Consider the following 25,522-nt stretch of genomic DNA (forward strand, 5'->3'; position numbering starts at 1 on the left):
TCCCGCCGCACAGCGGCAGCGGCTAATCTCCTGGTCATCCCATCTCGTACGCAGGAGAAGAACCATGGCCCACGTCCAGCGCATGTCCAAGTCGATGTTGAAGACGCTGCGCGAGGACCCGGCCGATGCCGAGACCGCCAGCCATAAGCTGCTCGTCCGCGCCGGCTATGTCCGCCGCACCTCCGCGGGCATCTGGACCTGGCTGCCCATCGGCAAGAAGGTCCTGGAGAACGTGGAGCGGATCGTCCGCGAGGAGATGGACGCCATCGGCGCCCAGGAGGTCCTCCTGCCCGCCCTGCTGCCCCGCGAGCCGTACGAGGCCAGCGGCCGCTGGGACGAGTACGGCGACCTGCTGTTCCGGATCAAGGACCGCAAGGGCGCCGACTACCTCCTCGGCCCGACCCACGAGGAGATCTTCACCCAGACGGTCAAGGACCAGTGCACGTCCTACAAGGACCTGCCCGTGATCCTCTACCAGATCCAGACCAAGTACCGGGACGAGGCCCGCCCGCGCTCCGGTGTGCTGCGCGGCCGCGAGTTCCAGATGAAGGACTCGTACTCCTTCGACACCACCGACGAGGGGCTGGCCGAGTCCTACCGGCTGCACCGCCAGGCCTACCAGCGGATCTTCGCCCGCCTCGGCCTCGACTACCGCATCGTCTCCGCGATCTCCGGCGCGATGGGCGGCTCGGCCTCTGAGGAGTTCCTGGCCCCGGCCGCGGCCGGCGAGGACACCTTCGTGGACTGTCCGAACTGCGACTACGCCGCCAACACCGAGGCCGTCAGCGTGGCCGTCACCCCCGTCGAGGGCGTCGAGCACGGCCCGGTCGAGGAGCTGGACACCCCCGACACCCCCACCATCGACACCCTCGCCGAGTTCCTGGACGTCCCGGCCTCCGCCACCCTGAAGAACCTCCTGGTCAAGGTCGACGGCGAGATCACCGCGGTGGGCGTCCCCGGCGACCGCGAGGTCGACCTCGGCAAGCTCGCCGAGCACCTCGCCCCCGCCGAGGTCGAGGTCGTCACCGCCGAGGACTTCTCCGACCGCCCCGACCTGGTGCGCGGCTACATCGGCCCGCAGGGCCTGGCCGGCACCTCCTTCCGCTACCTCGCCGACCCGCGCGTCGCCCCCGGCACCTCCTGGGTGACCGGTGCCAACAAGCCCGGCAAGCACGCGCGCAACGTCGTCTGCGGACGGGACTTCGAGGTCGACCAGTACCTGGACGTCGTGGTGGTCGAGCCCGGCGACCCCTGCCCCCAGTGCGGCGCGGGCATCCAGCTCGACCGGGCCATCGAGATCGGCCACATCTTCCAGCTCGGCCGGAAGTACGCCGACACCTTCCAGCTCGACGTGCTCGGCCAGAACGGCAAGCCGGTCCGGGTCACCATGGGCTCCTACGGCATCGGCGTCTCGCGCGCCGTGGCCGCGCTCGCCGAGCAGACCCACGACGAGTCCGGGCTGTGCTGGCCCCGCGAGGTCGCCCCGGCCGACGTCCACATCGTCGCGGCGGGCAAGGCGCTCCAGACCGAGCTGGCCCTGGACCTCGCGGACAAGCTGGGTGCGGCGGGCGTCCGCGTCCTGGTCGACGACCGCGCGAGCGTCTCCCCGGGCGTGAAGTTCACCGACGCCGAGCTGATCGGCGTGCCGACGATCCTGATCGTCGGCCGCGGCGCCAAGGACGGCGTGGTGGAGCTCAAGGACCGCCGCACGGGCGAGCGCGAGGAACTCCCCGTAGACGAGGCCCTCTCCCGCCTCACCGCCTGACGAACCCCTGGCCCCCCGCCCCGCCCCGGCCGACGCACGGCCCGGGGCGGCGCGCGTCGGCCCGTGCCGCCCGCGCCGTCGGGCCGGATCTTCCCTCGGCGGCTGGTGCGGGGTACCCCCGCAGCGCCCGGCGGGCGCGCCGGGGGCTCCGCTTCGGCCCCCTGCCGCGTCGGCCGCCGGATCGGCCCTGGGCGGGCCGGTGCGGGGCGTCCCCGCAGCAGTAGCCGGGGGCGCGGTCCAGGGGGCGCCGGGCGGTCCTGCGAGGGGCTTCGCCCCTGGGCCCCGGGGTCTGGGGCGGAGCCTCCCACGTGGCAGCGGGCGGGGTGGGGGGAAAGATCCGGGACACGGCCCGGCGCCGCCGCGAGGCGAGCCGTGGCCTACAGCCAGCCCGCGAACTCCAGCAGCAGTTCACCCCGCCGCCTGTCGCCGACCGCCGCATGCCGCAGCCCCGCCTCGACCGCCCGGAACAGCGTCCACCCCCGCAGCCGCTCCCGGTCGACGTCCAGGGAGTCCGCCAGCTTCGCGACCCGCCGCCGCACGGCCGCGGCCGGTCCCGACCCGGCGGCCAGGTCCTCAAAGCGGTCGAGCACCAGCTGCGCCAGGTCGTACGCCCGCTCGCCGACAAGCGGCGCGGGCCCGACCGCCAGCCACGGCGCGCGCTCCCCGGCCAGCACTTTCCCCTGCCGGAAGTCGCCGTGCAGCAGGACGTGTTCGGGCGCCTGCCCGGACAGCTCGGCGCGCCGCTCAAGCGCCTCGTCGAGCAGCGGCCGCGCGTCCGCCGCCCAGGTCCCCGCGGCGATCAGCCGCAGCGTCTCGACCCCCGCGCCGGTCCGGTCCGCGACCGAGGCGAAAGGGTGCCCCTCAGCGGGCGGCACCCACAGCCGGCGCATCGTGCCCGCCGCCTCCAGCAGCGCCTTGGCCTCGGGCAGCGAGCGCAGCGACACCGCGCTGTGCAGGCGCTCCAGCAGCAGCGCGCCGTCCTCCGGGTCGGCGCGCAGCAGCTGCGCCGCGCCCCAGCCGTTCCAGTGCGCCAGCGCGGCCCGCTGCTGCTCCGCGTGCGAGCCCGGAGAGGGGAACTTCAGCGCCGCGGGGGTGCCGTCGGCCTGCCGTACGAGCGCGATCAGGCTGCTGCGGCCGCCCGGGCTCGGCACCCGCTCCAGCGTCAGCTCCCAGTCGTGCAGCCGCCGCGCGACCAGCTCGGGCAGCCGGGCCAGCCAGGCGCGGCCCGGGCTCTCGGGGTCGTTGCTCAGCGAGTCCAGCAGCCGCTGCGGCAGGGTGATGGGGGCCGCTTCAGGGCCTCCGGGCTGCGGTGCCGATGCCATCGCCGAGCTGTCCCCTTCATCTCATCTTCATACGTTTCGCGCGCGGTCTGCCGCCGCACCCGTCCGTCCGCCCACCGGGCACACCATGATCCAACAGTCGTGGCCGACCGTCACAACTCGTCCGCGGCACCGCTCGGCGTCGCCGACGGACTTGCCGCGGCGGCGCGTTCGGCGAGCCCAGGGAAGGCTACGCCGCTGCCCCGCCAGCGCACCGCCCGGACCGCCGCCTCACGCAGCGCCCCGGCCGCCTCGCGGCGCAGGGCGCCCTCGGCGGCCCGGACCAGATCGGCGTAGACGGCGGCCACCCGGCTCTCCAGCTCCGCCGCGAGCCGCACCGCGGCCGCGGCGTCCGGCACCGCGAACGGCAGCGCGTACGCGGGCGCCGCGCCCTCGGGCGTGCCGCCCAGGTCGCGCACCGTGCGCGCGAGCGCGTCCCGCCGCGCCCGGTGCGCGGCGTACCCGTCCCGCGCCTCCTGGAGCCGGTCGTCGCCGATCCGCCCGCCGACCACGCCGTATCCGTAGACGGCGGCGTGCTCGGCGGCGAGCGCCGCCTGCGTGGCCTCCAGCGCGAGAGCGCGTGCCCCGCGGCGCGCGCGGGCCGTCGAGGCGGTCATGTCAGTCCCCTTCCGCGGCGGCGCGTGCCGCCGATCGGTGTGGAGGCGGCCGGGGTCATGAGCCGCCCGCCGTGAGGAGGTACGCGTGGGCGGCGCCGCAGGCGGCGACCGAGGCCAGGAGGCGGGCCAGCTCGGGAGGGGCGTCGCGGAGGGCGGCCGTGCGGGCGTCGGCGGTGCGGCGCTCGGCGCGGGCGAGTGCCGTCAGGGCCTGCTTCTCGTCCTTCGGCACGTCCGCGGCACGCGCCTTGCCCCCAGAGGCAGAAGCAGAGGGAGACGCAGACGCGGAGGCAGACGCGGGCCGGTCGGCCGAGCGGAAGGCCTCCAGGTGGCGGGCGGTCTCCTCGCGCAGCGGCCCCAGCCGGTCCGCCAGCCTCGGATGCACGTCCGCGGTCGCGTCGTAGCGTGCCAGGAGCGCGGCGGAGTCGCGCGCGCCCCGGGTCCGCAGCCGCTCCTCGTCCGACCGGGAGCCGGACGCGTCGGGCCGGGACCCGGAGTCGCCCGAGCAGCCGGCCAGCAGCGCGGCGCCCGCCGCCGCGCCGCCGCCCAGCAGAAGGTTCCGCCGACCAGACGAGAATCGGCCAAAGGAGAGCGGGCCAAAGGAGAGCACGCCGGAAGGGCGCGGGGGCGCGTCGGAGGGCAGGGGCGCGCCGGAAGGGCGCGGGTGGGGTGAGGGGGTCGTGATCGTCACGTTCCTCTTTCCGGGCTGCGACCGGTCCCGGCCGCCGTTGGTGATCACAGCAGGCGAGCGTACCCGCGCGCGGGCCGACCGCCGGGCACCAGCCACCGAATCGTCAGTCGGCCGCCGGAACGGATAGGCTTTGACCTGACACGCGACCTTCCCACAACAGCACACGCGGCCGAGGAGTCACCCGGATGAGCACCACCCAGAGCGAGAGGCTGCGCGGACTGCTGGAACCGCTGGTCAGCGCGCGGGACCTGGATCTGGAAGAGGTCGAGGTGACACCGGCCGGGAAGCGGCGCGTGCTCCGTATCGTGGTGGACTCCGACGACGGCGTGCAGCTGGACGCGTGCGCGGAGCTGAGCCGGGCGGTCTCGCAGACGCTCGACGACGCCGATGCGATGGGCCAGCACCCGTACGTCCTGGAAGTCACCTCTCCCGGCGCCGACCGCCCCCTGACCGAGCCGCGCCACTACCGCCGGGCCACCGGCCGGCTGATCAAGGCGCGGCTGGCGGAGGGCGGCGAGCTCGTCGCGCGGATCACCGCGGTGGACGACGAGGGGCTGGACGTGGAGGTGCCGGGCGTGAAGGGGCGCAGACCCACGGCCCGGCGGCTGGCCTTCAAGGAGATCTCCAAGGCGCGCGTGGAGATCGAGTTCAACCGCAAGCCCGCCGACAAGGCCGCGGGCGAGAGCGACGCGAGCAACGACGAGAGCAAGGAGGAGGCGTAGCCGTGGACATCGACATGAGTGCCCTGCGGGGTCTGGTTCGGGAGAAGGAGATCTCGTTCGACCTGCTGGTCGAGGCGATCGAGTCGGCCCTCCTCATCGCCTACCACCGCACGGAGGGGAGCCGCCGCCGGGCCCGTGTGGAGCTGGACCGGGCCACCGGCCATGTGACGGTGTGGGCCAGGGAGGACGCCGAGGACCTGGCGGAGGGCGAGGAGCCCAGGGAGTTCGACGACACCCCCTCCGGCTTCGGCCGGATCGCCGCGATGACCGCCAAGCAGGTCATCCTTCAGCGGCTGCGGGACGCCGAGGAGGAGATCACCTTCGGCGAGTACGCGGGGCGGGAGGGCGATGTCGTCACCGGCGTCGTCCAGCAGGGCAAGGACCCGAAGAACGTTCTGGTGGACATCGGCAGGCTCGAGGCGATCCTGCCGGTGCAGGAGCAGGTCCCGGGCGAGGACTACGCGCACGGCACCCGGCTGCGCTCGTATGTCGTACGAGTGGTCAAGGGGGTGCGCGGCCCGTCCGTCACCCTGTCGCGCACCCACCCGAACCTGGTGAAGAAGCTCTTCGCGCTCGAGGTGCCGGAGATCGCGGACGGCTCGGTGGAGATCGCGGCGATCGCGCGCGAGGCCGGCCACCGCACCAAGATCGCCGTTCGGTCCACCCGATCGGGCCTGAACGCCAAGGGCGCGTGCATCGGCCCGATGGGCGGCCGGGTCCGCAGCGTGATGGCCGAGCTGCACGGCGAGAAGATCGACATCGTGGACTGGTCCGACGACCCGGCGGAGCTGGTGGCGCACGCGCTGTCACCGGCTCGGGTGAGCAAGGTCGAGGTGGTGGATCTGGCGGCGCGCTCCGCGCGCGTCACCGTGCCGGACTACCAGCTCTCCCTCGCGATCGGGAAGGAAGGGCAGAACGCCCGGCTGGCCGCCCGGCTCACGGGCTGGCGGATCGACATCCGGCCCGACACGGAACAACCAGCCGATCAAGGCTGATTCACGGGATGGCCCCCGAGGATTCAGCCGAAAACATCTGACTGTTCGATCACATCCCCCAAGGGGTGAGGTCGGCTCAGGGAGGTAGACTTAAGCAGTGTCTGGCCGCGCGCGTGCTGGCGCATGCCCTGAGAGGACCTGTGTGGGTTGCCGGGAGCGGGCGGCCAAGGACGAACTGTTGCGGATCGTGACGGCCGAGGGCGTTTGCGTCCCCGACCGGCGCGGTACGCTGCCCGGCCGGGGTGCTTATGTACACCTCACACGGGTCTGCCTCGACCTGGCGGTTCGCCGCCGGGCTCTTCCTCGGGCCTTCAGGGGGCCGGGGCCGCTCGACACCACGGCACTGCGCCGCTACGTCGAGCACGCCGAGCAGGCAGCGGCGCAGTAAGAAGTTGCAAGAACGGCACGGGACACCGTGCGGTCAGGTACCTCGCGAGTCGGAAGTAGGTCGAGATTGCGATGAGCACTCGATGAGTACGCGATGAGTACGCCCATGAAGTAGCGACGGTCCGGCGGACGACCACCCCGGACCAGAAGGAGCGAAGTGGCTAAGGTCCGGGTATACGAACTCGCCAAGGAGTTCGGAGTAGAGAGCAAGGTCGTCATGGCCAAGCTCCAAGAACTTGGCGAATTCGTCCGTTCGGCGTCTTCGACGATCGAAGCGCCGGTTGTTCGCAAATTGACTGACGCTTTCCAGCAGGGCGGCTCCGGCCGGGCCGCTGGCAAGCCCTCGGCGCCGCGCAAGGCGGCGCCCGCCAAGCCGTCCGCGCCCACTCCGGCGTCGGCGGCACGTCCCGCTGGCCCCAAGCCCCCGATGCCCGGCCCCAAGCCGGTCGTGGCCGAGGGGCCCAAGACCATGCCGTCGGCGCCCACCCCGGGCCCGCGGCCCACCGCCGGTGCCCCTGGCGCCCCTGGCGCGCGGCCGACCCCCGGCCCCAAGCCGGCCCCGGCCCAGCCCGCGGCTCCGGCTCAGCCCGAGTTCACCGCCCCGCCGTCGCCGGCCCCGGCGGCGCCCCGGCCCACCGGCGCCAAGCCGGGCGGCCAGGCCAGGCCCGGCGCCGCTCCCGGCCCGCGCCCCGGCTCCCGTCCGGGCGGCCCGGGACAGGGCCGTGACCAGGGCCAGGGCGGGCGTCCCGGCGGCGCTCCGCGCCCCGGTGGCGAGCGCGCCCCGCGTCCGGGCGGTCCCCGTCCGGCCGGTCCGCGTCCGGGCAACAACCCCTTCACTTCCGGCGGCTCCACCGGCATGGCGCGCCCCCAGGCGCCCCGTCCCGGCGGTGCCCCGCGCCCCGGCGGCCAGGGCGGCGCCGGCCCGCGTCCGCAGGGCGGCCAGGGTGGCGGTCCCCGTCCCGGCGGCGGCCCCGGCGGTCACGGTGGCGGCCCCCGTCCCACCCCGGGCGGGATGCCGCGTCCGCAGGGCGCGCAGGGCGGTGGCCCGCGTCCCGGCGGTGGCCCCGGTGGCCCCCGTCCCAACCCGGGCATGATGCCGCAGCGTCCCGCCGCGGGCCCGCGTCCGGGCCCCGGTGGCGGCGGTCGCGGTCCCGGCGGTGCCGGTCGCCCCGGTGGTGGCGGCGGCGGTCGTCCGGGCGGCGGCGGCTTCGCCGGCCGTCCCGGTGGTGGCGGTGGCGGCGGTGGCCGTCCCGGCTTCGCCGGCCGTCCGGCTGGTCCCGGTGGCGGCGGTGGCGGCGGCTTCGGTGGCGGCGGTGGCCGTCCCGGCTTCGGCGGCCGTCCCGGCGGTCCCGGTGGCCGTGGTGGCACGCAGGGCGCCTTCGGCCGTCCCGGCGGTCCGGCGCGTCGTGGCCGCAAGTCGAAGCGGCAGCGTCGCCAGGAGTACGAGGCCATGCAGGCCCCGTCCATCGGCGGCGTGATGCTGCCGCGCGGCAACGGCCAGACGGTCCGGCTGTCGCGGGGTGCCTCGCTCACCGACTTCGCGGAGAAGATCAACGCCAACCCGGCGTCCCTGGTCCAGGTGATGTTCAACCTGGGCGAGATGGTCACCGCGACGCAGTCCGTCTCCGACGAGACGCTTCAGCTCCTCGCCGACGAGATGAACTACAACATCGAGATCGTCAGCCCGGAGGAGGAGGACCGCGAGCTTCTCGAGTCCTTCGACATCGAGTTCGGCGAGAACGAGGGCGGCGAGGAAGCGCTCGTCTCCCGTCCGCCGGTCGTGACCGTCATGGGTCACGTCGACCACGGTAAGACCCGACTGCTGGACGCGATCCGCAAGACGAACGTCATCGCGGGCGAGGCCGGTGGCATCACCCAGCACATCGGTGCGTACCAGGTCACCACCGAGGTCAACGGCGACGACCGGAAGATCACCTTCATTGACACCCCGGGTCACGAGGCGTTCACCGCCATGCGTGCCCGCGGTGCCAAGTCGACCGACATCGCGATCCTCGTGGTGGCGGCCAACGACGGTGTGATGCCCCAGACGGTCGAGGCGCTGAACCACGCCAAGGCGGCGGATGTGCCGATCGTGGTCGCGGTCAACAAGATCGACGTCGAGGGCGCGGACCCGACCAAGGTGCGCGGTCAGCTGACCGAGTACGGCCTGGTGGCCGAGGAGTACGGCGGCGACACCATGTTCGTCGACATCTCCGCCAAGCAGGGTCTGCACATCGACAGCCTCCTGGAGGCCGTCGTCCTCACCGCCGACGCCTCGCTCGACCTGCGGGCCAACCCCGTCCAGGACGCGCAGGGCATCGCGATCGAGGCGCACCTGGACCGCGGCCGCGGCGCCGTGGCCACCGTGCTGGTCCAGCGCGGCACCCTGCGGGTCGGCGACACGATGGTCGCCGGCGACGCGTACGGCCGCGTCCGGGCGATGCTCGACGACAACGGCAACGCCCTGGAGGAGGCTGGTCCCTCGACCCCGGTCCTGGTGCTCGGTCTCACCAACGTCCCGGGCGCGGGCGACAACTTCCTCGTCGTCGACGAGGACCGCACCGCCCGCCAGATCGCCGAGAAGCGCGCGGCGCGCGAGCGCAACGCGGCCTTCGCCAAGCGGACCCGCCGGGTCTCGCTGGAGGACCTGGACAAGGTGCTCAAGGCCGGCGAGGTGCAGCAGCTCAACCTCATCATCAAGGGCGACGCGTCCGGTTCGGTCGAGGCTCTCGAGTCCTCGCTGCTCCAGCTCGACGTCGGCGACGAGGTCGACCTGCGCGTGCTGCACCGCGGCGTGGGTGCGGTCACCGAGACCGACATCGACCTGGCGACCGGCTCCGACGCCATCGTCATCGGCTTCAACGTGCGCGCCGAGGGGCGTGCCACGCAGATGGCCGAGCGCGAGGGCGTGGACGTCCGCTACTACTCGATCATCTACCAGGTGATCGAGGAGATCGAGGCGGCCCTGAAGGGCATGCTGAAGCCGGAGTTCGAAGAGGTCGAGCTCGGTACGGCGGAGATCCGCGAGGTCTTCCGTTCGTCCAAGCTGGGCAACATCGCGGGTGTCCTCATCCGCTCCGGCGAGGTCAAGCGGAACACCAAGGCGCGCCTCCTCCGCGACGGCAAGGTCATCGCGGAGAACCTCAACATCGAGGGTCTGCGCCGCTTCAAGGACGACGTCACCGAGATTCGCGAAGGCTTCGAGGGCGGTATCAACCTCGGCAGCTACAACGACATCAAGATCGACGACGTCATCGCCACCTACGAGATGCGCGAGAAGCCGCGCGGCTGACGCGCTGCTGCTCATCCGGGGCCGGTCGGCGGAAGTATTTCCGTCGATCGGCCCCGGCCATTGCGTGTACGGTTTTGGAGTCTGCACAGCTGAGCAGGCACACGCCTAAGGCCCCACGGGTGGCTTGACCCGGACCGCATGTATGTAGGGACGCTGTCCTTCGACCTGCTCCTCGGCGACGTTCGGTCGCTCAAGGAGAAGCGCTCTGTCGTCCGTCCGATCGTCGCCGAACTGCACCGCCGCTATGCGGTGAGCGTGGCGGAGGTCGGCGATCAGGACCTCTACCGCAGGGCCGAGATCGGCCTCGCGGTGGTCTCCGGGGACGCGAGCCACCTCACGGACGTGCTCGACCGCTGCGAGCGCTGGGTCGCCGCACGGCCCGAGGTGGAGTTGCTGTCGGTGCGCCGCCGGTTCCACGGCGCTCACGATGAGTGACGCATGACCGCACGGCTGCTTGACCGCGTGACCGTCCCGACCGCGTGGCCGCCCGGACGGGTGAGCGCCCCCGATCACCGATTGTTGAACCGAAGAAGAGAGAAGAAGACGCATGACCGACACCGCGCGGGCACGCAAGCTGGCTGACCGCATCCGGGTCGTGGTCGCGGAGACCCTCCAGCGGCGGATCAAGGACCCGCGGCTCGGCTACGTCACGATCACCGACACCCGGGTCACCGGTGACCTGCGGGAGGCGACCGTCTTCTACACGGTCTTCGGTGACGACGAGGAGCGGGCGGCCTCCGCGGCGGCCCTGGAGAGCGCCAAGGGCGTGCTGCGGACGGAGGTCGGCCGGCAGACCGGCGTGCGCTTCACCCCGTCCCTGACGTTCGTCCCGGACGCCCTGCCGGACAACGCCCGGACGATCGACGACCTGCTGGCCAAGGCCAAGGCGGCGGACGCCCAGGTGCGCCAGGCCTCTTCGGGCGCCACGTACGCCGGTGACGCCGACCCGTACCGGAAGCCCGGCGAGGCCGCCCAGGAGGCCGAGGAAGCCGCCGAGGGCCCCGGCGCCGCAGGCGCCGACAGCACCGACGGCAAGGGCTCCCCGGACGCATGACGCGCAAGGAAAGGGCCCGCTCCACGGCCCCGGACGGCCTGGTGATCGTCGACAAGCCGGCCGGCTTCACCTCACACGACGTGGTGGCCAAGATGCGCCGCTTCGCCGGGACCCGGCGGGTCGGCCACGCCGGGACGCTGGACCCCATGGCCACGGGCGTGCTCGTGATCGGCGTGGAGAAGGCCACCCGGCTGCTCGGGCATCTGGCGCTGACCGAGAAGGAGTACGAGGCGACGATCCGGCTCGGCCAGTCGACGGTCACGGACGACGCCGAGGGGGAGATCACCTCCTCCTCCGGAGTCGCCGGGACCGCCCTGACCACCGTCGAGTCCGGAATCGCGGCACTGACCGGGGACATCATGCAGGTGCCCTCCAAGGTCAGCGCCATCAAGATCGACGGCAAGCGCTCCTACGCGCGGGCGCGGGAGGGCGAGGACTTCGAGATCCCGGCGCGGCCGGTGACGGTGTCGTCCTTCACCCTCCACGCGCACCGCGAGACCAAGGCCGAGGACGGCACGCCCGTCCTCGACCTGGACGTCACCGTGGTGTGCTCCTCGGGCACCTACATCCGGGCGCTGGCCCGCGACCTGGGCGCCGGGCTGGGCTCCGGCGGCCATCTGACCGCGCTGCGGCGCACCCGGGTCGGACCGTACGGGCTGGCCGCCGCCAGGACGCTGCCGCAGCTGGAGGAGTCCCTCCAGGTCATGCCCATCGCCGAGGCCGCGGCCGCCGCCTTCCCGCGATGGGACATCGACGCGGACCGGGCCCGGCTGCTGGGCAACGGCGTACGGATCGGCATGCCGGAGCGCGAGGAGGCCGGGCCGGTGGCGGTCTTCGGCCCCGAAGGGCGCTTCCTGGCCCTGGTGGAGGAGCACAAGGGCAAGGCGAAGAGCCTGGCCGTCTTCGCCTGAGACGCGCGCTCCTGTGGCCGCTCCGCACCGCGGGGCGGCCTTCGCCGTCCCGCGGTGCGTCGCGCCCCCTTTACCCCCCTGAGGTCTCTGTCCACCGCCGAGCCCGAATTCACCCCATCGGGCAGGCGCTCAGGTGGGTTCGAGGGTGTGGAAGGGGGCGCGTTCCGGTTCGCCCGGCGCCGCCGCCACCTGCGGGGACGCCGGTCCGGGCCGCCCGTCGTGCCCACCGATGCGAAGCACACGGCGACGACATGGCAGTCTTAGACCTGCGAAGTCGACATACATGAGTTCGGGCGAGGAGCGGGCACAGTGCAGCGCTGGCGTGGCTTGGAGGACATCCCCGAGGACTGGGGACGCAGCGTCGTCACCATCGGCTCCTATGACGGGGTGCACCGGGGGCACCAGGTGATCATCAGCCGTACGGTGGCGCACGCTCGTGAGCTGGGCGTCCCGGCGGTGGTGGTGACCTTCGACCCGCACCCGAGCGAGGTCGTACGGCCCGGCAGCCACCCGCCGCTGCTCGCCCCGCACCACCGGCGGGCCGAGCTGATGGCCGGGCTTGGCGTGGACGCGGTGCTGATCCTGCCGTTCACGGCGGAGTTCTCCCGGCTGTCGCCCGGCGACTTCGTGGTGAAGGTCCTGGTCGACAAGTTGCACGCGCGGGCCGTGGTGGAGGGCCCGAACTTCCGCTTCGGCCACAAGGCCGCCGGAAACGTCGCGTTCCTGAAGGAGCTCGGCACCACCTACGACTACGAGGTCGAGGTCGTCGACCTCTACCAGCGCGGGGCGGCGGGCGGCGGCGAGCCGTTCTCCTCCACCCTGGTGCGCAGACTGGTCGCCGAGGGGGACGTCGCGGGCGCCATCGAGGTGCTCGGCCGGCCGCACCGCGTCGAGGGCATCGTGGTGCGCGGCGCCCAGCGCGGCCGGGAGCTGGGCTTTCCGACGGCCAACCTGGAGACCCTGCCGCACACCGCGATCCCCGCCGACGGCGTGTACGCGGGCTGGCTGACCGCCCAGGGCGAGGCCATGCCGGCGGCGATCTCGGTCGGCACGAACCCGCAGTTCGAGGGCACCGAGCGCACGGTGGAGGCGTACGCCATCGACCGCGTGGGCCTGGATCTGTACGGCCTGCACGTGCAGGTGGACTTCCTCACCTATCTGCGCGGCCAGGAGACCTTCTCGTCCATCGAGGCGCTGCTGGAGCGCATGGCGGACGATGTGAAGCGGGCCCGCGAGCTGGTCGAGGCGGCCGGCTCCCCCGACACCGCCTTCCGGGCGGACGACGGCCACTGACGACCCCTCCGGCGGCGGCCCGAGCGGCCGACCGGAGCGGCAACCGACGTAGAACGCCGGACGGGCTGGATCCAGCCCGTCCGGCGTTCGCGTACCCGGCGCCCTGGCGGCTCAGCCGCCCTGCGGCCCGCCCGGCTGCTGTGGCTGCTGCCAGGCCTGGGCCGGCTGTCCGGCCTGCCATGGCTGTCCGGGCTGGTTCGGCTGGCCCTGCTGCCCGGGCGCCGCCTGCCCCGGCTGACCCGGCTGCGCCTGCTGGCCAGGGTGCGCCGCGCCCGGTTGGGGCTGCTGATACGGCTGCTGCTGCCATGCCTGTTGCTGCGCCCCCGGGTAACCGGGCTGGCCGGGCTGACCAGGTTGACCGGGCTGCGGATACATCGGCTGGCCCGGCTGGCCCGGCTGTCCGGGGTACTGGGGCTGTTGCTGCTGCGGGTACGGCGACGGCTGCTGTTGCTGCTGAGGCTGCTGCGCGTACCCGCCGCCGTACTGCTGCTGCCCCGGCATGGGCGGCGCCATCTGCGGCGGCTGTGTGTTGCCCTCCGCCGTCCACAGCCCCTGTGCCTGCTGCGCGCGGGCGAAGTCCTCGGCGACCATGGCGGAGAGGTTGAAGTACGCCTCCCGGGTCTTCGGACGCATCATGTCCAGGTCCACCTCGGCGCCCGCCGCGAGATGCTCGTCGAACGGCACGACGACCACACCCCGGCACCGGGTCTCGAAGTGCGACACGATGTCCTCGACCTTGATCGTCTTGCCGGTCTCCCGGACCCCGGAGATGACCGTGATGCTGCGGGCGACCAGATCCGCGTAGCCGTGGGCGGACAGCCAGTCGAGGGTCGTACTGGCGCTGCTGGCGCCGTCCACGGACGGGGTGGAGATGATGATCAGCTGGTCGGCGAGGTCGAGGACCCCGCGCATGGCGCTGTAGAGCAGGCCGGTGCCCGAGTCGGTGAGGATGATCGGGTACTGCTTGCCCAGGACGTCGATGACGCGCCGGTAGTCCTCGTCGTTGAAGGTCGTCGAGACCGCCGGGTCCACGTCGTTGGCGAGGATCTCCAGGCCGGAGGCCGCCTGGGAGGTGAACCGCCGGATGTCCATGTAGCTGTTGAGATACGGGATCGCGGTCACCAGGTCGCGGATCGTCGCGCCCGTCTCACGCCGCACCCGGCGGCCGAGCGTGCCCGCGTCCGGGTTGGCGTCGATCGCGATGACCTTGTCCTGCCGCTCGCTGGCGAGCGTGGAGCCGAGGGCGGTGGTGGTCGTGGTCTTGCCGACACCGCCCTTGAGGCTGATCACCGCGATCCGGTAGCAGGACAGGACCGGCGTACGGATCAGCTGGAGCTTGCGCTGCCGCTCGGCCTCCTCCTTCCGGCCACCGATCTTGAACCGCGAAGGCCCGCTGTTGTTGTTCTTCTTGGGCTTCTGCTTGCCGCGGATCAGCCGGTCCGAGGACAGCTCGACGGCGGCGGTGTAGCCGAGCGGGGCCCCCGCGCCCTGGCCCGCCGGGCGCTGCCGCTGCTCGGGGCTGATGACGGGCCAGCCGCCGGTGCGCGGGTCGAGGGGGGAGTCGTTGCCGCCGCTGGGCGCGCTCGCGCCGTCGCCGGGGCGCGGATAGCCGTAGCCGCCCTGCCCGGGCTGCTGCGGGTAGCCGTAACCGGCCTGCGGGCCGGGCGCGGCGGGGCCCGGCTGCCCGGTCGGCGTGCCGGGGGCGCCGGGCGAGCCCGGGCGCTGTACCGCGGCGGCGGGGACGCCGCCGGTGGGTGTGGGCTCGGCGGCCTCGGCGGGGCGCGGGAAGCCGTAGCCGTCCTGCGGGCCGGGTGCGGCCGGTCCCTGGCCGGGGTGGGGCTGCGGGTTCCCCGGGCCGCCGGCCGGCGCCGGGAAGCCGTAACCGCCCTGCTGGGCCGCCTGGTTCTGGCCGGGCATTCCGGGCTGCGGGTATCCGTAACCACGGTGGTCGGGACCCGGCTGGGCCGGGCCGCCCTGGCCGCCGGGGCCGCCTGGAGCGCCTGGACCACCGGGGCCGCCCTGCGGGAAGCCTCCGTGCGGGCCGGGCGCGTTCACGGCCTGGACAGGCCCGGCCTGCCCGGCGGCGGGGGTGCCGTCGGGGGGAGTGCTGCCGGCGGGGCGCGGGAAGCCGTAGCCGTCCTGCGGGCCGGGTGCGGCCGGTCCCTGGCCGGGGTGGGGCTGCGGGTTCCCCGGGCCGCCGGCCGGTCCCGGGAAGCCGTAACCGCCCTGCTGGGCCGCCGGGTTCTGGCCGGGGACCGCGGGCGAGGGCTGAGGGTTGACCGGGGTGCCGGGGGCGGGCTGCCCCTCGGCGCCCGGGGCAGGCGGCGGCCACGCGGCGGCCTGCTGCGCGAACGAGCCGTCCGGACCGGGCCCGCCGGGACCGCCGGTCGCGCCGGGCGGCTGCTGTGGGGCGTCCGTACGCTGCTGCGGCAGCGGCGCCGGACCCGCGGCACCGGCGCCCTGGCCCGCGGCGCTCTGCGGCGCGGCGGGCTGGAAGTCGGGCGGCAGCGGGGGCAGTCCGGCCTGCGGCGCGGCGGGCGGGGCCCACCCGGCGGGCTGCTGAGGGGGTTGCGGCGGCTGTGCGCCGGGCGGCGCGTCCTGAGGCCCGGCCTCGGCGCCCGCCGCTTCTGTGCTCTTGGCTCTGCGATCGGCGATGTCGCGGCGCAGCGAGGCCGTGGAGAACCGCAGCGTGCCCTCGCTGCGCACATCGCCGCTCTGGGGTCCCTCGGCGGGCGGGGCGGCGTCGGCGGGCGCGGGAGGCGCGTCAGCGGGAACGGTGTTGGACGGTTCGGGTGCGCCGGTGCCGCCGGCCCCGTCGCCCGCCCGATCCGCGATCTCGCGGTTCAGGGCGGCCGGGGAGAACCGCATCGTGGCGTGGGCGCCCAGATCGCCGGATGCGGAGCCGGACTCGGCGGCCTGTGCCGCCCCGTCGTCCCGGACGCCACCGGGAGCGGTGGCGGCCCCTGCGGCCGCGTCGTCCGCCGATGCGGCGCCCTGGCCACGGCCGCCGTCAGCGGCCTCGGGAGCCGCGGGCTCCTGGACCTCGGGGGTGTCGGCCGCCGCCGGGCGCTCCGCGTCGGCCCCGGACGGCGACGCCGCGTCAGTTGCCGGGGCGTCAGCCGCGGGGCGGGCGGGCGCGCTCGGCTGAAGCGTGAAGTCGGATGAATCCGACGAATTTGGCGGCGCACCCGGCGCTTGAGGGCGCTCGGCACCGGGCTCGCGCGCGGCCTCCGCCTGCGCCGCGCCACCCTGCGCGGCCTCCGCCACGGGGGTTCCGGCGGCAGGGGTTGCGGTCGCGGGAGTACTGGCGACGGGAGTTCCGGCGGCCGGGGTTCCGGACGCGGGAGTTCCGGTGGGTGGAGTTCCGGGAGCGGGCGCACCCGCCGCCGGCCACGCGGGCGTGAAGCCGTTCGGCTCGGGAACCCCGGGTGCGGCCACCGGGCCGCCCACCGGGGGCGGGGGCGGCGCCGACGCGCTCCCGCCGATCCCCGTCCCCGTACCGCCCGCCGCCGCCGACGACGAGGAGGCGTTCTGCGTGTACCAGGCAGGCGGGGTGTAATCGATGGTGAATTCGCCCGTGTGCTCGGTCTCCGCGTCGGACCGATCATCGCCGGGTGTGGTTCCGCCCGCGCGGATCTCGTCCCGATCGCTACTCACAATGCCTCCTGGTGTGGTCGAGCACCTTTAAAAATCTTGGCGAGGCCGATCGTTGCCGATCGTTACTGTCGTCCGACCGCTCGGCTTTCCCCGTTGCGACGCCGGGAACCCGAGATCAGGTTCTCCATCGTGCACACCAAGACTAATCACCATGGGCGCCGCAAGGGCAGGCCCGTCCCCGCCCTCAAACCTGTTCAGTACCTCGCGCACGCCTCACGGCAACATCCCGTATGCCGCGCACACACTCTCCCCATGACTTTCCCGGCATCAACGGAAGGCCGCGCGGCCGTCGGTGAGCCCCGGCGCCGGGTGATACAAAGATTCCCCGCTCGATTGCCGTTCGTACAGCGGGATCCCCGACCGACTCGCTCCTTTCCAGGAGGAACGGCCTTCTGGATCGCGGGGGGAGGCCGACCGGTCCGCGGATCCGGAAGAGGTGAGCGCGATGTCCCAGCCTCCCCAGCCCCCCGACCGGCCACCGTCGACGCCGTCGCCTGCGCCGCCACCGGCGGGCGCCGGACCCGAGCGCGGCAGACGGCGGAGGACCCTCGTGGTCGGTGCGGCCGTGGCCGCCCTGCTCGCGGCGGGAGCGGGCGTGTGGGCCATGGCGGGGGACGACGGCGAGCGGCCCGCCGCCGCGTCGAAGCCGTCCGGGACACCGAATACCAATCAAACCGGACAACACGCGAACACCCTCCCGCCCGGCACCACCAGTGGCCGGCACGGCGACAGCGGCGGCCCCGGCGAGGCGCGCCGACCGGGCGAGGCGAGGGTGCTGTTCCGGAAGCCCGCGCCCCGGGCTCTCAAGAGCGGCGCCGAACTCCCCGGCTTCTGGGCGATGGACGGCTATGTTGTGAAGCCCGTCCAGGACAGGGTCATCGCGTACGACGACCACGGCGGGCGGAAGTGGACCGTCAAGCTCGGCAAGGCGGTGTGCGCGGTCCCCGAAACCCCCACCGGCGGCAAGCTGGTCATCGCCTACGGAGGCCGCGGCAAGGACGGCTGCGGCCGGCTGGCGCTCATCGACCTCGACAAGGGCGCCAAGCTCTGGGACCGGCCCGCCCCCGCCGCGGGCGCACCCGGCAGCGATCACCTCGGCATGGGGCTGGCCCAGAGCGGTGATCTGGCCGGTCTCTCCTGGTACGGCGGCTCGGCCGTCATCAGGGTCGGCGACGGCCGCCGGGTCTCGCCGGGCGCACTGGACCGGGGCTGCGCCGTGGACGGCTTCGCGGGCGGCCGGTCCCTGCTGCGCGCCTACTCCTGCGACGACGGCAGCGCCGGGCTCCAGCGGATCAACACCCACACCGGCGCGGTCTCCTGGACGTACCCCGTGCGCAAGGGCTACAAGGTCAGCACCATCTTCTCCACCGCCCCCGTCGTCGTCGCCCTCGCCGACGCCCGCCACAAGTCGGGCGGGATCCTCGCGCTGTCGGACCGCGGCAAGCGGCGCTCCGCCCTCGAACTTGGCAAGCGCTCCTATCAACCCGAGTGCGGACTGGACCTCTTCGGTACGAAGCTGGGCGGCTGCCGGGGCATCGCGGTGTCCCCGGACACCTTCTACCTCCCGACCGAGCTGACGCTGAGCGGCAACGGGGTCCCGACCAGCGAGATCCACGCCTTCGACCTGCGGACGGGCAAGCGGAAGTGGGCGGCCAAGGTGCCCGGCCGGATGCTGTTTCCGCTGCGCGCGGACGGCGGGAACCTGATCGCGTACGAGGAGCCGACGGCCGGGGCGGCGGGCTCCGTCGTCAGCATCGGCGCGGGCGGCGGCAGGCCGAAGACGCTGCTGCGGCTGCCGAGCACGACCAGAGACGAGGAGGCCGGCCTCGCCTCCGCCACCCGGATCTACCGGAACGGCGTTTTCTACCTCGCCTCGGACCGGTTCGCGGGTTCGGGGGCGGCCGAGGAGATGATCATGGCCTTCTGCTCCTGACCGCCCGGCGAACCGCGCCTCACCGCGGGGCTTTACTGCAGGTCGAACTCGCCGTCCCGCGCGCCGAGCACAAAGGCGCGCCATTCGGCCTCGGTGTAGCGCAGCACCGTCTCGGTATCGGCGGAATTCCTCATGGCGACCGCTCCGCCCGGCAGATAGGCGATCTCCACCCGGTCTTCGGAGGCGCTGCCGGGCGCGCTGAGCCACTCGACATCGGAGATGTCGAGCGCGTACAGCTCGGCCTTCTCTTTGGCGTCGGCCATCGGTTCGTACGTCCCTTCGGAAACTGCGGAAACTGCGGAAACCAAGGTGCCCACGGGGGAAGCGGGGTGGACACTGTCGCCGACAGTGTCGTCGGCCGGACGCGCCGAAGCAATCGAACTTGACAGAGCTCCCCGGGCTCAGTCCATACGACGCGGCGTGCCCAGCAGACCCGACTCGGCGTCGGTCGGCTGCGTCGCCACGTACATCCGCGCATGGCGGGTGCACCAGAGGGTGACCCCGTCGGCCAGCGTGGACAGCGCGGACACGTCGACCGCGGGCAGCCCCATGATCCGGCCGATCTGCGTGGCCTCGTCCGGAGACACCCGCTGGACGCCGACCAGGCCCGCGTTCTCCATCAACCTGGGGGCGACCGGGCTCAGATACGGCAGCAGGGTCAGCACGGACTGCCAGGGACCCGCGGTCACCCGGCCGCGCGGCGGCCGCATACCGGCGTCCCGGACGACCAGCACCGGGCTGCTGACCGAGGCGCCCTGCGGCGGCACCCGCCCCACGTCGTGCAGGGTGATGCACTGCTGGTTGTTGTTCGCCGCCTGGGCCAGCGATGTCCACATCTGCTGACGGCCGGTCTCCACGGTCACCCGGGCGCCCGTGGCGACCGCGCGCAGGCCGATCACCTGCGCCGTCCACAGGCCGCCGACCAGCAGGATGTTGAAGGGAGCGGGGCGGTGCAGCCCCAGCACCGCGGGCTGTCCCTGCCCGTCCGCGCCGATCACGATGCCGTCGTCGCCGATGGGCAGCGCGAGCGACTCCAGCTGCTCGGGCGGCACCTCATGGCGCTGGCGGCGCGGCCCGAGCAGCCCGAAGCCGGACCACTGCTTGCGCGGCGGGGCGGGCGCGGGATCCGGCTCGGGGGGCTGTCCGGGGCCGACGGCCGAGGGGAAGCCGGGGGTGGGGCCGGAGCCGGGGAAACCGGGGGTGGGGCCGGGGTGAACGGCCCCGTTCGGGGCGGTCGTGGGCGTGGCCATCAGCGGGTCCCTCCCAGGGGCAGAGTGGCGAGGACGCCGGGCACCTGCTCGCGGTCCAGCCGCACCAGCCCGATCCGCACCCCGCGCGCCGCACGCTCCAGCTCCTTGCGGATGGTGACCAGCTCGTCGGCGCTGCGGCCGGTGATCCGCACATGGCCGCTGATGGTCGGCGCGTGCCGGCCGCCCAGCTTGCCACCGCGGCGCAGGGTGAGGCTGAGGGTCGTCGACAGCGCGGGCAGCGAGGTCAGCAGCGCGACCAGCTGGGGGAGCGGAGCCGTCGCCGGGTCCAGCAGCGGCCAGCGGCCGACCCAGTAAGCGGTGTGCCAGCGGTCGTCGCACCGCCAGGCCCGCGCGCTCTCCAGGGTGCGGCGGTTGAGCGTGTCCCGCCGCCCGGCCTGTGCGGTGGCCCGCTGGTTGGCGCTCGCCGCGGTCGCGACCGCGGCGGTCAGCGACTCCTCCGTCAGCACCGTCACCCCGAAGCCGGCCCCCTGCAACCTGCTCGCCAGCTGGTCCGCGGCGCGCAGCAGACACCGCTGCGCGCCGCCCAGGCCGCCGCCGCGCGCGGCCACGGCCTCCGGGCACAGCTCCGGGTCGAACTTCAGCGCCACCCACGTCATCCGGACCGCGGGCGCGCCGGTCTGCGCCTGGAGCGGCGCGTAGTTGCGCAGGGCCAGCGACTGGGCCGGCAGATGGTACGCGGGCGCGGGCAGCGTGTGCTGGACCACCTGCACCGACTCCAGCAGGATCCCGTCCACCTCCATGGCGTCCCGCAGCAGGGACAGCGGAAGCGGCCGCTGGGCGCGCTGCGGCCGCAGCGGCGCGTCCACCGCCTCCACCTGAAGCACCGCCGTCAGGAAAGTGCCGTCACCGACCATGCCCACTGCGCGCCGGTCGCGGTCGATGAATGTCAGGGTCCGCAGGGCCGGTTCGCACTCCACGGCGATCGCGAAGCCCGGATCCGTGCCCGCGTCGAGCGGCTTCGCCGCCAGCCGCTTGCGCCGCCGCAGCGAGGCGGCGGTGCTCAGCCACTCCGATATGGGCTGCTGCCGGCGGCGTACGACAGCCAGCAGCACCAGCACCAGGCCCACTACCGCGGCCGGCACCAGCAAGAGCTCGTCGACGACCCATGCGACCAGCACGACCGCCGCCGCCACCTCGATCAGCACCAGCTGCTGGAGCCGCACCGGCCCGAAACTGCCCGAATGGGAAGCCACCCGCGGCGTGACGGAGCCCGCCGCACCGCTCGCGCCGGGTGTGGCGGCGGATGCCGGAGCGGGCGGAGAGCCGGAGGGTGTCCCCGAGCGGGACTCGCCCGACCTCCTCCGGCCGGATCCGCTCCCCGCGGTGCGTGCGCGCGTGGCGGCAGCCATCCCCGTCAGCCCCTTAAAGTCCGAAACACACCCGAAAGACCCGGCGGACGTCCGTGGCCGGATCGTCCCCGAGCGACACGAGCCAATTCCTTCCCGGCATAGTAGAGGGTCGGTACGACACCCGGACCGAGGGCAGTGCCCGACGGCCGAGGCCGAAAAGCGGGGAGAAACGGCTAAAGATGGCATCACGGCGGGATGAGCTCAACGCCTACACATTCGCGAAGAAGCGGACAGTCGCCGCGTTCTTGCAACCCTCACCGAGCGGTACCGAGGAGGGCGCCCCGCGCCCGCTGCGCACGGTCCTCCCCGGTGTCGTCATAGGCGCGCTGATCCTCGCCGGGTTCGGCGCCTGGGGCATGTTCAAGCCGATCGCGCCCAAGGGCTGGGACCAGGTGGGCGCCCATGTCATCGTCGGCTCCAACTCGACCACGCGCTATGTGATCCTGAAGACCGACGGCAAGGTGCAGTTGCACCCCGTCCTCAACTTCGCGTCCGCCAAGCTCGTCCTGTCCGGCGACAACTCCAGCGTCGTCAAGGTGAAGGAGTCCGAGCTCGACAACGGCCACATCCCGCGCGGCCCGACGATCGGAATCCCCTACGCCCCCGACCGCCTCCCCGGCGCGGAGGAGGCCAAGGCGCAGAAGGAATGGGCCGTCTGCGAACAGCCCGGCGGCAACGGAAAGACCACCCAAAAGGCGGTTTTCCTCTTCTCCGACCGGGACCCGAAGGGCAAGAAGCTGCGCGGCTCGCAGCGGCTGAGCGGCGCCCAGGCCCTCTACGTCCAGGGGCGGGACGGCGCCCGCTACCTGGTCGACCCCCAGGGCACCAAGTACCTGATCGGCGGCACCAAGTGGAAGCAGCTGCCGCCGAAGGACTACGACCTCCTGCTCCGCACCATCTTCCGGGACGGAGCCAAGCCGCAACGGGTCACCGACGACTGGCTGGCCACCTTCCCGGACGGCGCCCCCCTCGTCTTTCCCGAGGTCCCGGGCCAGATCGGCGCCGGTGCCGGAGTGAACACCCTCCCGGAACGGGCCAACCACGTCGGCATGGTCCTCGAAGCGAACACGGGAACCAGCACCCAGAACTACGTCGTTCTCCAGGGCAAGGTGCAGCGCATCTCGGAATTCGTCGCCAAGTTGCTCCTCAACAGCGAGAAGCTCAAGGACCTCGGCCAGACCGGCAGTGCGCAGCGGGTGAGCACCGCGTCCTTCACGCCGGAGGGGGACTTCTACGGTGAGTACGAGTGGCCGATGCAGGTCCCGGAGCAGGTCAACTCGATCGAGCAGCAGCAGATCGCGGGCAGCGCCGAGCGGGACACCGTCTGCAGCATCATGAGCGGAATGACCTCCAAGCGCACCCCCAGGCTCGCCACCTGGGCGGGCACCGACTTCCCCGCCACCATTCCGGACGGGGCCACCAGCGCCTATGTCACCCCGGGCTCCGGCCTCCTCTACCGCCAGGTCACCGGCCGCCAGACCACGAGCGGCGCCGTCTTCCTGGTCACCGACACGGGCCTGCGTTACGGGATCCAGTTGAACAACGACAGCGGAACGGACAAATCGAAGATCGGTGCCGATGACTCCGACAAGTCGGGAACCGACTCCGCGCAGCAGGAGGCCGATCAGGCTCGGATAAAGCTCGGCTACAAGGACGTCATTCCGGTTCCGGTACCCGCCAACTGGTCGGAGTTCCTGCCGAGGGGACCGCGCCTGGACACCAACAGCGCCAAGCAGCCGCAGGGGTCGTAGCCGATGAGGAACAAGCAGAAGCGGCCCGCCCCGACAACGCGGCGGAACGCGAAGAAGGCGCTCTTCCTGTCGACAGCAGCTGCCCTCACGGCCCTCTCGGCAGCCCAGGGCCCGGTGATTCCGGCGGCTCCCCTCTCCCTCGCGGGCGCGGGCGAGTGCACGTACCCCGCGAAGCAGATCAAGGGCACCCCGTGGTCTCTACAGCGCGTGCTGCTCGACCAGCTGTGGCAGGACACCAAGGGCATCGACAAGAAGACCAGGCGCCCGGTCCTCGTCGCCGTCATCGACACGGGAGTCGACAACAAGAACCCGCAGCTCAAGGACGCGGTCGACACCAAACTCGGCTTCGAGGTCCGCAAGTCCGGCAAGAACGCCCTGGAGAAGGGCAAGAAGGGCGACGGCACGGACGACCTGGTCGGCCACGGCACCAAGGTCGCCGGCATCATCGCCGCCCGCCCCCGCTCCGGCACGGGCTTCGTCGGCCTCGCCCCGGAGGCCAAGATCCTCCCGATCCGCCAGAACGACGAAAAGGGCTCGGGCACCACCGACACGATGGCGGACGCCATCGACAGGGCGGTCGCCAAGGGCGCCCGGATCATCAACATCTCCCAGGACACCGTCAAGCCGCTGCAAGCCAACAACAACCTCCAACGCGCCATCAACGACGCGCTGGAGAAAGACGTCGTCGTGGTCGCCTCCGCCGGCAACGACGGCATTGACGGCAAGGTCAAGAAGACCTACCCCGCCGCCTACGAGGGCGTCCTCGCCGTCGGCTCCTCCGACCGGAACAACGAGCGCGCCCCCTTCTCCCAGGCCGGCGACTTCGTCGGCGTCGCGGCCCCCGGCGTCGATATGGTCTCCACCGTCCCCGGCGGCGGCCAGTGCGTCGACAACGGCACCAGCTTCTCCGCCCCCTACGTCGCCGGCGTCGCCGCCCTCATCCGCGCCAAGCACCCCGACTGGAAGCAGAACCAGGTCGTCGCCCAGATCGAGCAGACGGCCGAGCGCTCCGTCAACGCCCATGACGCCTATGTCGGCTGGGGCGTCGTGGACCCCGTCCGCGCACTCACCGAGGACGACCACCCCATCGACCACGTCACCCTCGACAAAGGCGCCGCCCACAACGTAGACGCCCCCACCCCCGCCCCCCTCACCCTCGGCGAAACCCCTCAGGAACGCCGAGAGCGCCTCGCCACCTACACCCTGGGCGGCGGAGCCCTCCTCGTCGCGATGATCACCGGCACGGCGGTCGTACTCCACGAACACAAGCGGCGCCGCCGAGCTGCGTAGTTGAGTACGAGTACTCACGCTGAGTCGAGCATGATGACTTAGAGTCGTGCCCCGTTGTCATCGTTGTCCTGGCCCGTCGGTAAGGTTGCTCCGCTGGTTTCCGTGAAGGGGGAATCGTCATCCATGGAACCGCTGCGCTCGGACGACCCCCGGCGGATCGGACCGTATGACGTCGTCGCCCGGTTCGATACGGATGGCGGCCAAGTGCCGGTCCCTGAGCGCCGCTTCATCGCATGGCTGTCGGGCGGGGACCGTACGGTCGTGATCAGCACGCCGCTGCCCGGCGTGGACGCGGGGCGCTTCGCAGTGGAGGCGGCGGCCGCCCGGCAAGGGCTGCCCGGGCCCTGGATCGCACCCGTGGTGGAAGTCGGCGGCACGCCCCGAGCCCCCTGGTACGCCTCGCCGTACCTTCCCGCGCTACCACTGACGGAGGCGCTCGCCGCGCATCGGGGCCCTCTCCCGGAGCGCACGGTCCGCGTGCTGGGTGCCGCCCTCGCGGAGGCCCTCGCGGCGTTACACGCGGCGGGCGTGACACATGGCGGCCTCTCACCCACCACAGTGCTGCTCACCGCCGACGGCCCCCGTCTGACCTGCTTCGGCGCGGTACGGGCCGCGGGCCCGGACGGTGAGCAGCGATCGGGACTGCCGGGGCTCGCCTCGGGCAGTCTGCCTCCAGAGCAGATCGCGGGCGGTCGGCCTCGGCCGCCGGGCGACATCTACGCTCTGGGCTCGGTGCTGGCGTACGCCGCGACGGGGCACCTGGTCCCCGAACGGCGCGAACTTCCGGAGGGGCTGCGCAGGACGATCGCGCTGTGTCTCACCCGGGACGCCGCATCCAGGCCGCAAGCGGTCCAGCTGCTCGACGAGTTGCTGCCCGCGCAGGCGCTCGCCGGGATGACGGGGTCCGGCTTCGCGTCACACGGGACCGTTCTGGACGGCGCGGTGAGCCGGGCCTCCGCGGCTCTCGGACCCGGCTGGCTGCCGGGACGGGTCATCGCGGCACTCGCCCGGCAGTCCGCAGAGCTCCTGGCCACGGAGGCCGCGGCACCGAGCCCGTATGCCCCTGTCGCCGGTCTGGACGCGGACAGCATGGTGAGCCATATCCCAGCCCCGCAGCCGTACCCGCCGGCGGCCCTCGGATCGGCGTACCCGCCCCCGGCCTCCACCGGCTTCCCCGTCTCTCCCGCCTCATAACGCCCGCGCGCCGCCCGCGCCCTCACCGTGGACC

20 protein-coding genes are annotated in these 25,522 nt (G+C 73.1%); 13 read left to right on the forward strand and 7 right to left on the reverse strand.

Features of this window, described 5'->3' with window-relative positions:
* The first annotated feature begins 64 nt into the window (after positions 1–64).
* Positions 65–1,765, forward strand: a complete 1,701-nt coding sequence (locus tag ACZ4WQ_RS45805; protein WP_398376994.1) for a proline--tRNA ligase — start codon at positions 65–67, stop codon at positions 1,763–1,765.
* 377 nt (positions 1,766–2,142) lie between these two features.
* Here the strand turns inward: ACZ4WQ_RS45805 and ACZ4WQ_RS45810 are convergent, their stop codons facing one another.
* The 3 genes from ACZ4WQ_RS45810 to ACZ4WQ_RS45820 all read right to left on the reverse strand — a co-directional run bounded on the left by ACZ4WQ_RS45810 (position 2,143) and on the right by ACZ4WQ_RS45820 (position 4,389).
* Entirely contained in the window at positions 2,143–3,087 is a 945-nt protein-coding gene (locus ACZ4WQ_RS45810) for an aminoglycoside phosphotransferase family protein (protein ID WP_358847624.1), read from the reverse strand.
* Positions 3,088–3,197: 110 nt separating this feature from the next.
* Positions 3,198–3,701 carry a ferritin-like domain-containing protein gene (locus ACZ4WQ_RS45815; RefSeq protein WP_311727730.1) on the reverse strand — a complete coding sequence of 168 codons (504 nt, stop codon included), beginning with the start codon at positions 3,699–3,701 and terminating at the stop codon, positions 3,198–3,200.
* Between the two features lie 55 nt (positions 3,702–3,756).
* The gene (locus ACZ4WQ_RS45820; RefSeq protein ID WP_398376991.1) at positions 3,757–4,389 is read right to left on the reverse strand and encodes a hypothetical protein; all 633 of its coding nucleotides are present in this window, start codon (positions 4,387–4,389) and stop codon (positions 3,757–3,759) included.
* 185 nt (positions 4,390–4,574) lie between these two features.
* Here ACZ4WQ_RS45820 and rimP point away from each other — a divergent pair, with 185 nt between their 5' ends.
* The 8 genes from rimP (at position 4,575) to ACZ4WQ_RS45860 (ending at position 13,043) form a co-directional block, all read left to right on the forward strand.
* Positions 4,575–5,111, forward strand: coding sequence for a ribosome maturation factor RimP (rimP, locus tag ACZ4WQ_RS45825; protein ID WP_358847622.1), 537 nt, complete (start codon positions 4,575–4,577; stop codon positions 5,109–5,111).
* Between the two features lie 2 nt (positions 5,112–5,113).
* Positions 5,114–6,106 carry a transcription termination factor NusA gene (gene nusA, locus ACZ4WQ_RS45830; RefSeq protein ID WP_311727727.1) on the forward strand — a complete coding sequence of 331 codons (993 nt, stop codon included), beginning with the start codon at positions 5,114–5,116 and terminating at the stop codon, positions 6,104–6,106.
* A 97-nt stretch (positions 6,107–6,203) separates the two neighbouring features.
* Positions 6,204–6,494, forward strand: coding sequence for a YlxR family protein (locus ACZ4WQ_RS45835; protein WP_311727726.1), 291 nt, complete (start codon positions 6,204–6,206; stop codon positions 6,492–6,494).
* A 156-nt stretch (positions 6,495–6,650) separates the two neighbouring features.
* Complete coding sequence (gene infB / locus ACZ4WQ_RS45840) at positions 6,651–9,785, forward strand: translation initiation factor IF-2 (protein WP_361186560.1); 3,135 nt, start codon at positions 6,651–6,653, stop codon at positions 9,783–9,785.
* Positions 9,786–9,923: 138 nt separating this feature from the next.
* On the forward strand, positions 9,924–10,220 hold the full coding sequence (locus ACZ4WQ_RS45845; protein ID WP_398376988.1) for a DUF503 domain-containing protein: 297 nt from the start codon (positions 9,924–9,926) through the stop codon (positions 10,218–10,220).
* A 112-nt stretch (positions 10,221–10,332) separates the two neighbouring features.
* A complete protein-coding gene (gene rbfA / locus ACZ4WQ_RS45850; RefSeq protein WP_311727723.1) occupies positions 10,333–10,839 on the forward strand; it encodes a 30S ribosome-binding factor RbfA in 507 nt (168 codons plus the stop codon).
* Positions 10,836–11,750 (forward strand): tRNA pseudouridine(55) synthase TruB, encoded by a 915-nt coding sequence (gene truB, locus ACZ4WQ_RS45855; protein ID WP_398376987.1) that lies wholly within the window; start codon positions 10,836–10,838, stop codon positions 11,748–11,750. The genes rbfA and truB overlap by 4 nt, the downstream gene beginning before the upstream one ends.
* Before the next feature lie 309 nt (positions 11,751–12,059).
* Positions 12,060–13,043: a bifunctional riboflavin kinase/FAD synthetase gene (locus ACZ4WQ_RS45860; protein WP_311727721.1), complete on the forward strand. Its 984-nt coding sequence runs from the start codon at positions 12,060–12,062 to the stop codon at positions 13,041–13,043.
* 111 nt (positions 13,044–13,154) lie between these two features.
* Here ACZ4WQ_RS45860 and ACZ4WQ_RS45865 read toward each other — a convergent pair whose 3' ends face one another.
* Positions 13,155–16,700, reverse strand: coding sequence for an SCO5717 family growth-regulating ATPase (locus tag ACZ4WQ_RS45865; RefSeq protein WP_398376984.1), 3,546 nt, complete (start codon positions 16,698–16,700; stop codon positions 13,155–13,157).
* A 550-nt stretch (positions 16,701–17,250) separates the two neighbouring features.
* On the opposite strand from ACZ4WQ_RS45865, the gene ACZ4WQ_RS45870 reads away from it, so the two are divergent.
* Complete coding sequence (locus ACZ4WQ_RS45870; protein ID WP_398376982.1) at positions 17,251–18,633, forward strand: hypothetical protein; 1,383 nt, start codon at positions 17,251–17,253, stop codon at positions 18,631–18,633.
* A 32-nt stretch (positions 18,634–18,665) separates the two neighbouring features.
* On the opposite strand, the gene ACZ4WQ_RS45875 is transcribed toward ACZ4WQ_RS45870, so the two are convergent.
* The 3 genes from ACZ4WQ_RS45875 to eccE form a co-directional block, all read right to left on the reverse strand.
* Positions 18,666–18,896 carry a DUF397 domain-containing protein gene (locus tag ACZ4WQ_RS45875; protein WP_311727718.1) on the reverse strand — a complete coding sequence of 77 codons (231 nt, stop codon included), beginning with the start codon at positions 18,894–18,896 and terminating at the stop codon, positions 18,666–18,668.
* A gap of 138 nt (positions 18,897–19,034) precedes the next feature.
* A complete protein-coding gene (locus ACZ4WQ_RS45880; RefSeq protein WP_398376980.1) occupies positions 19,035–19,883 on the reverse strand; it encodes a hypothetical protein in 849 nt (282 codons plus the stop codon).
* Entirely contained in the window at positions 19,883–21,253 is a 1,371-nt protein-coding gene (gene eccE / locus ACZ4WQ_RS45885; RefSeq protein ID WP_385347736.1) for a type VII secretion protein EccE, read from the reverse strand. Before eccE ends, ACZ4WQ_RS45880 begins: the two co-directional genes overlap by 1 nt.
* A gap of 179 nt (positions 21,254–21,432) precedes the next feature.
* Between eccE and eccB the strand changes: the two genes are divergently transcribed.
* The 3 genes from eccB (at position 21,433) to ACZ4WQ_RS45900 (ending at position 25,488) form a co-directional block, all read left to right on the forward strand.
* Positions 21,433–23,004: a type VII secretion protein EccB gene (eccB, locus tag ACZ4WQ_RS45890; RefSeq protein WP_385347733.1), complete on the forward strand. Its 1,572-nt coding sequence runs from the start codon at positions 21,433–21,435 to the stop codon at positions 23,002–23,004.
* A gap of 3 nt (positions 23,005–23,007) precedes the next feature.
* The gene (gene mycP, locus ACZ4WQ_RS45895) at positions 23,008–24,294 is read left to right on the forward strand and encodes a type VII secretion-associated serine protease mycosin (protein ID WP_398376977.1); all 1,287 of its coding nucleotides are present in this window, start codon (positions 23,008–23,010) and stop codon (positions 24,292–24,294) included.
* Between the two features lie 123 nt (positions 24,295–24,417).
* Positions 24,418–25,488 carry a serine/threonine protein kinase gene (locus ACZ4WQ_RS45900; RefSeq protein WP_398376975.1) on the forward strand — a complete coding sequence of 357 codons (1,071 nt, stop codon included), beginning with the start codon at positions 24,418–24,420 and terminating at the stop codon, positions 25,486–25,488.
* Positions 25,489–25,522: the final 34 nt, after the last annotated feature.

Source organism: Streptomyces sp. NPDC028305, from assembly GCF_055569495.1.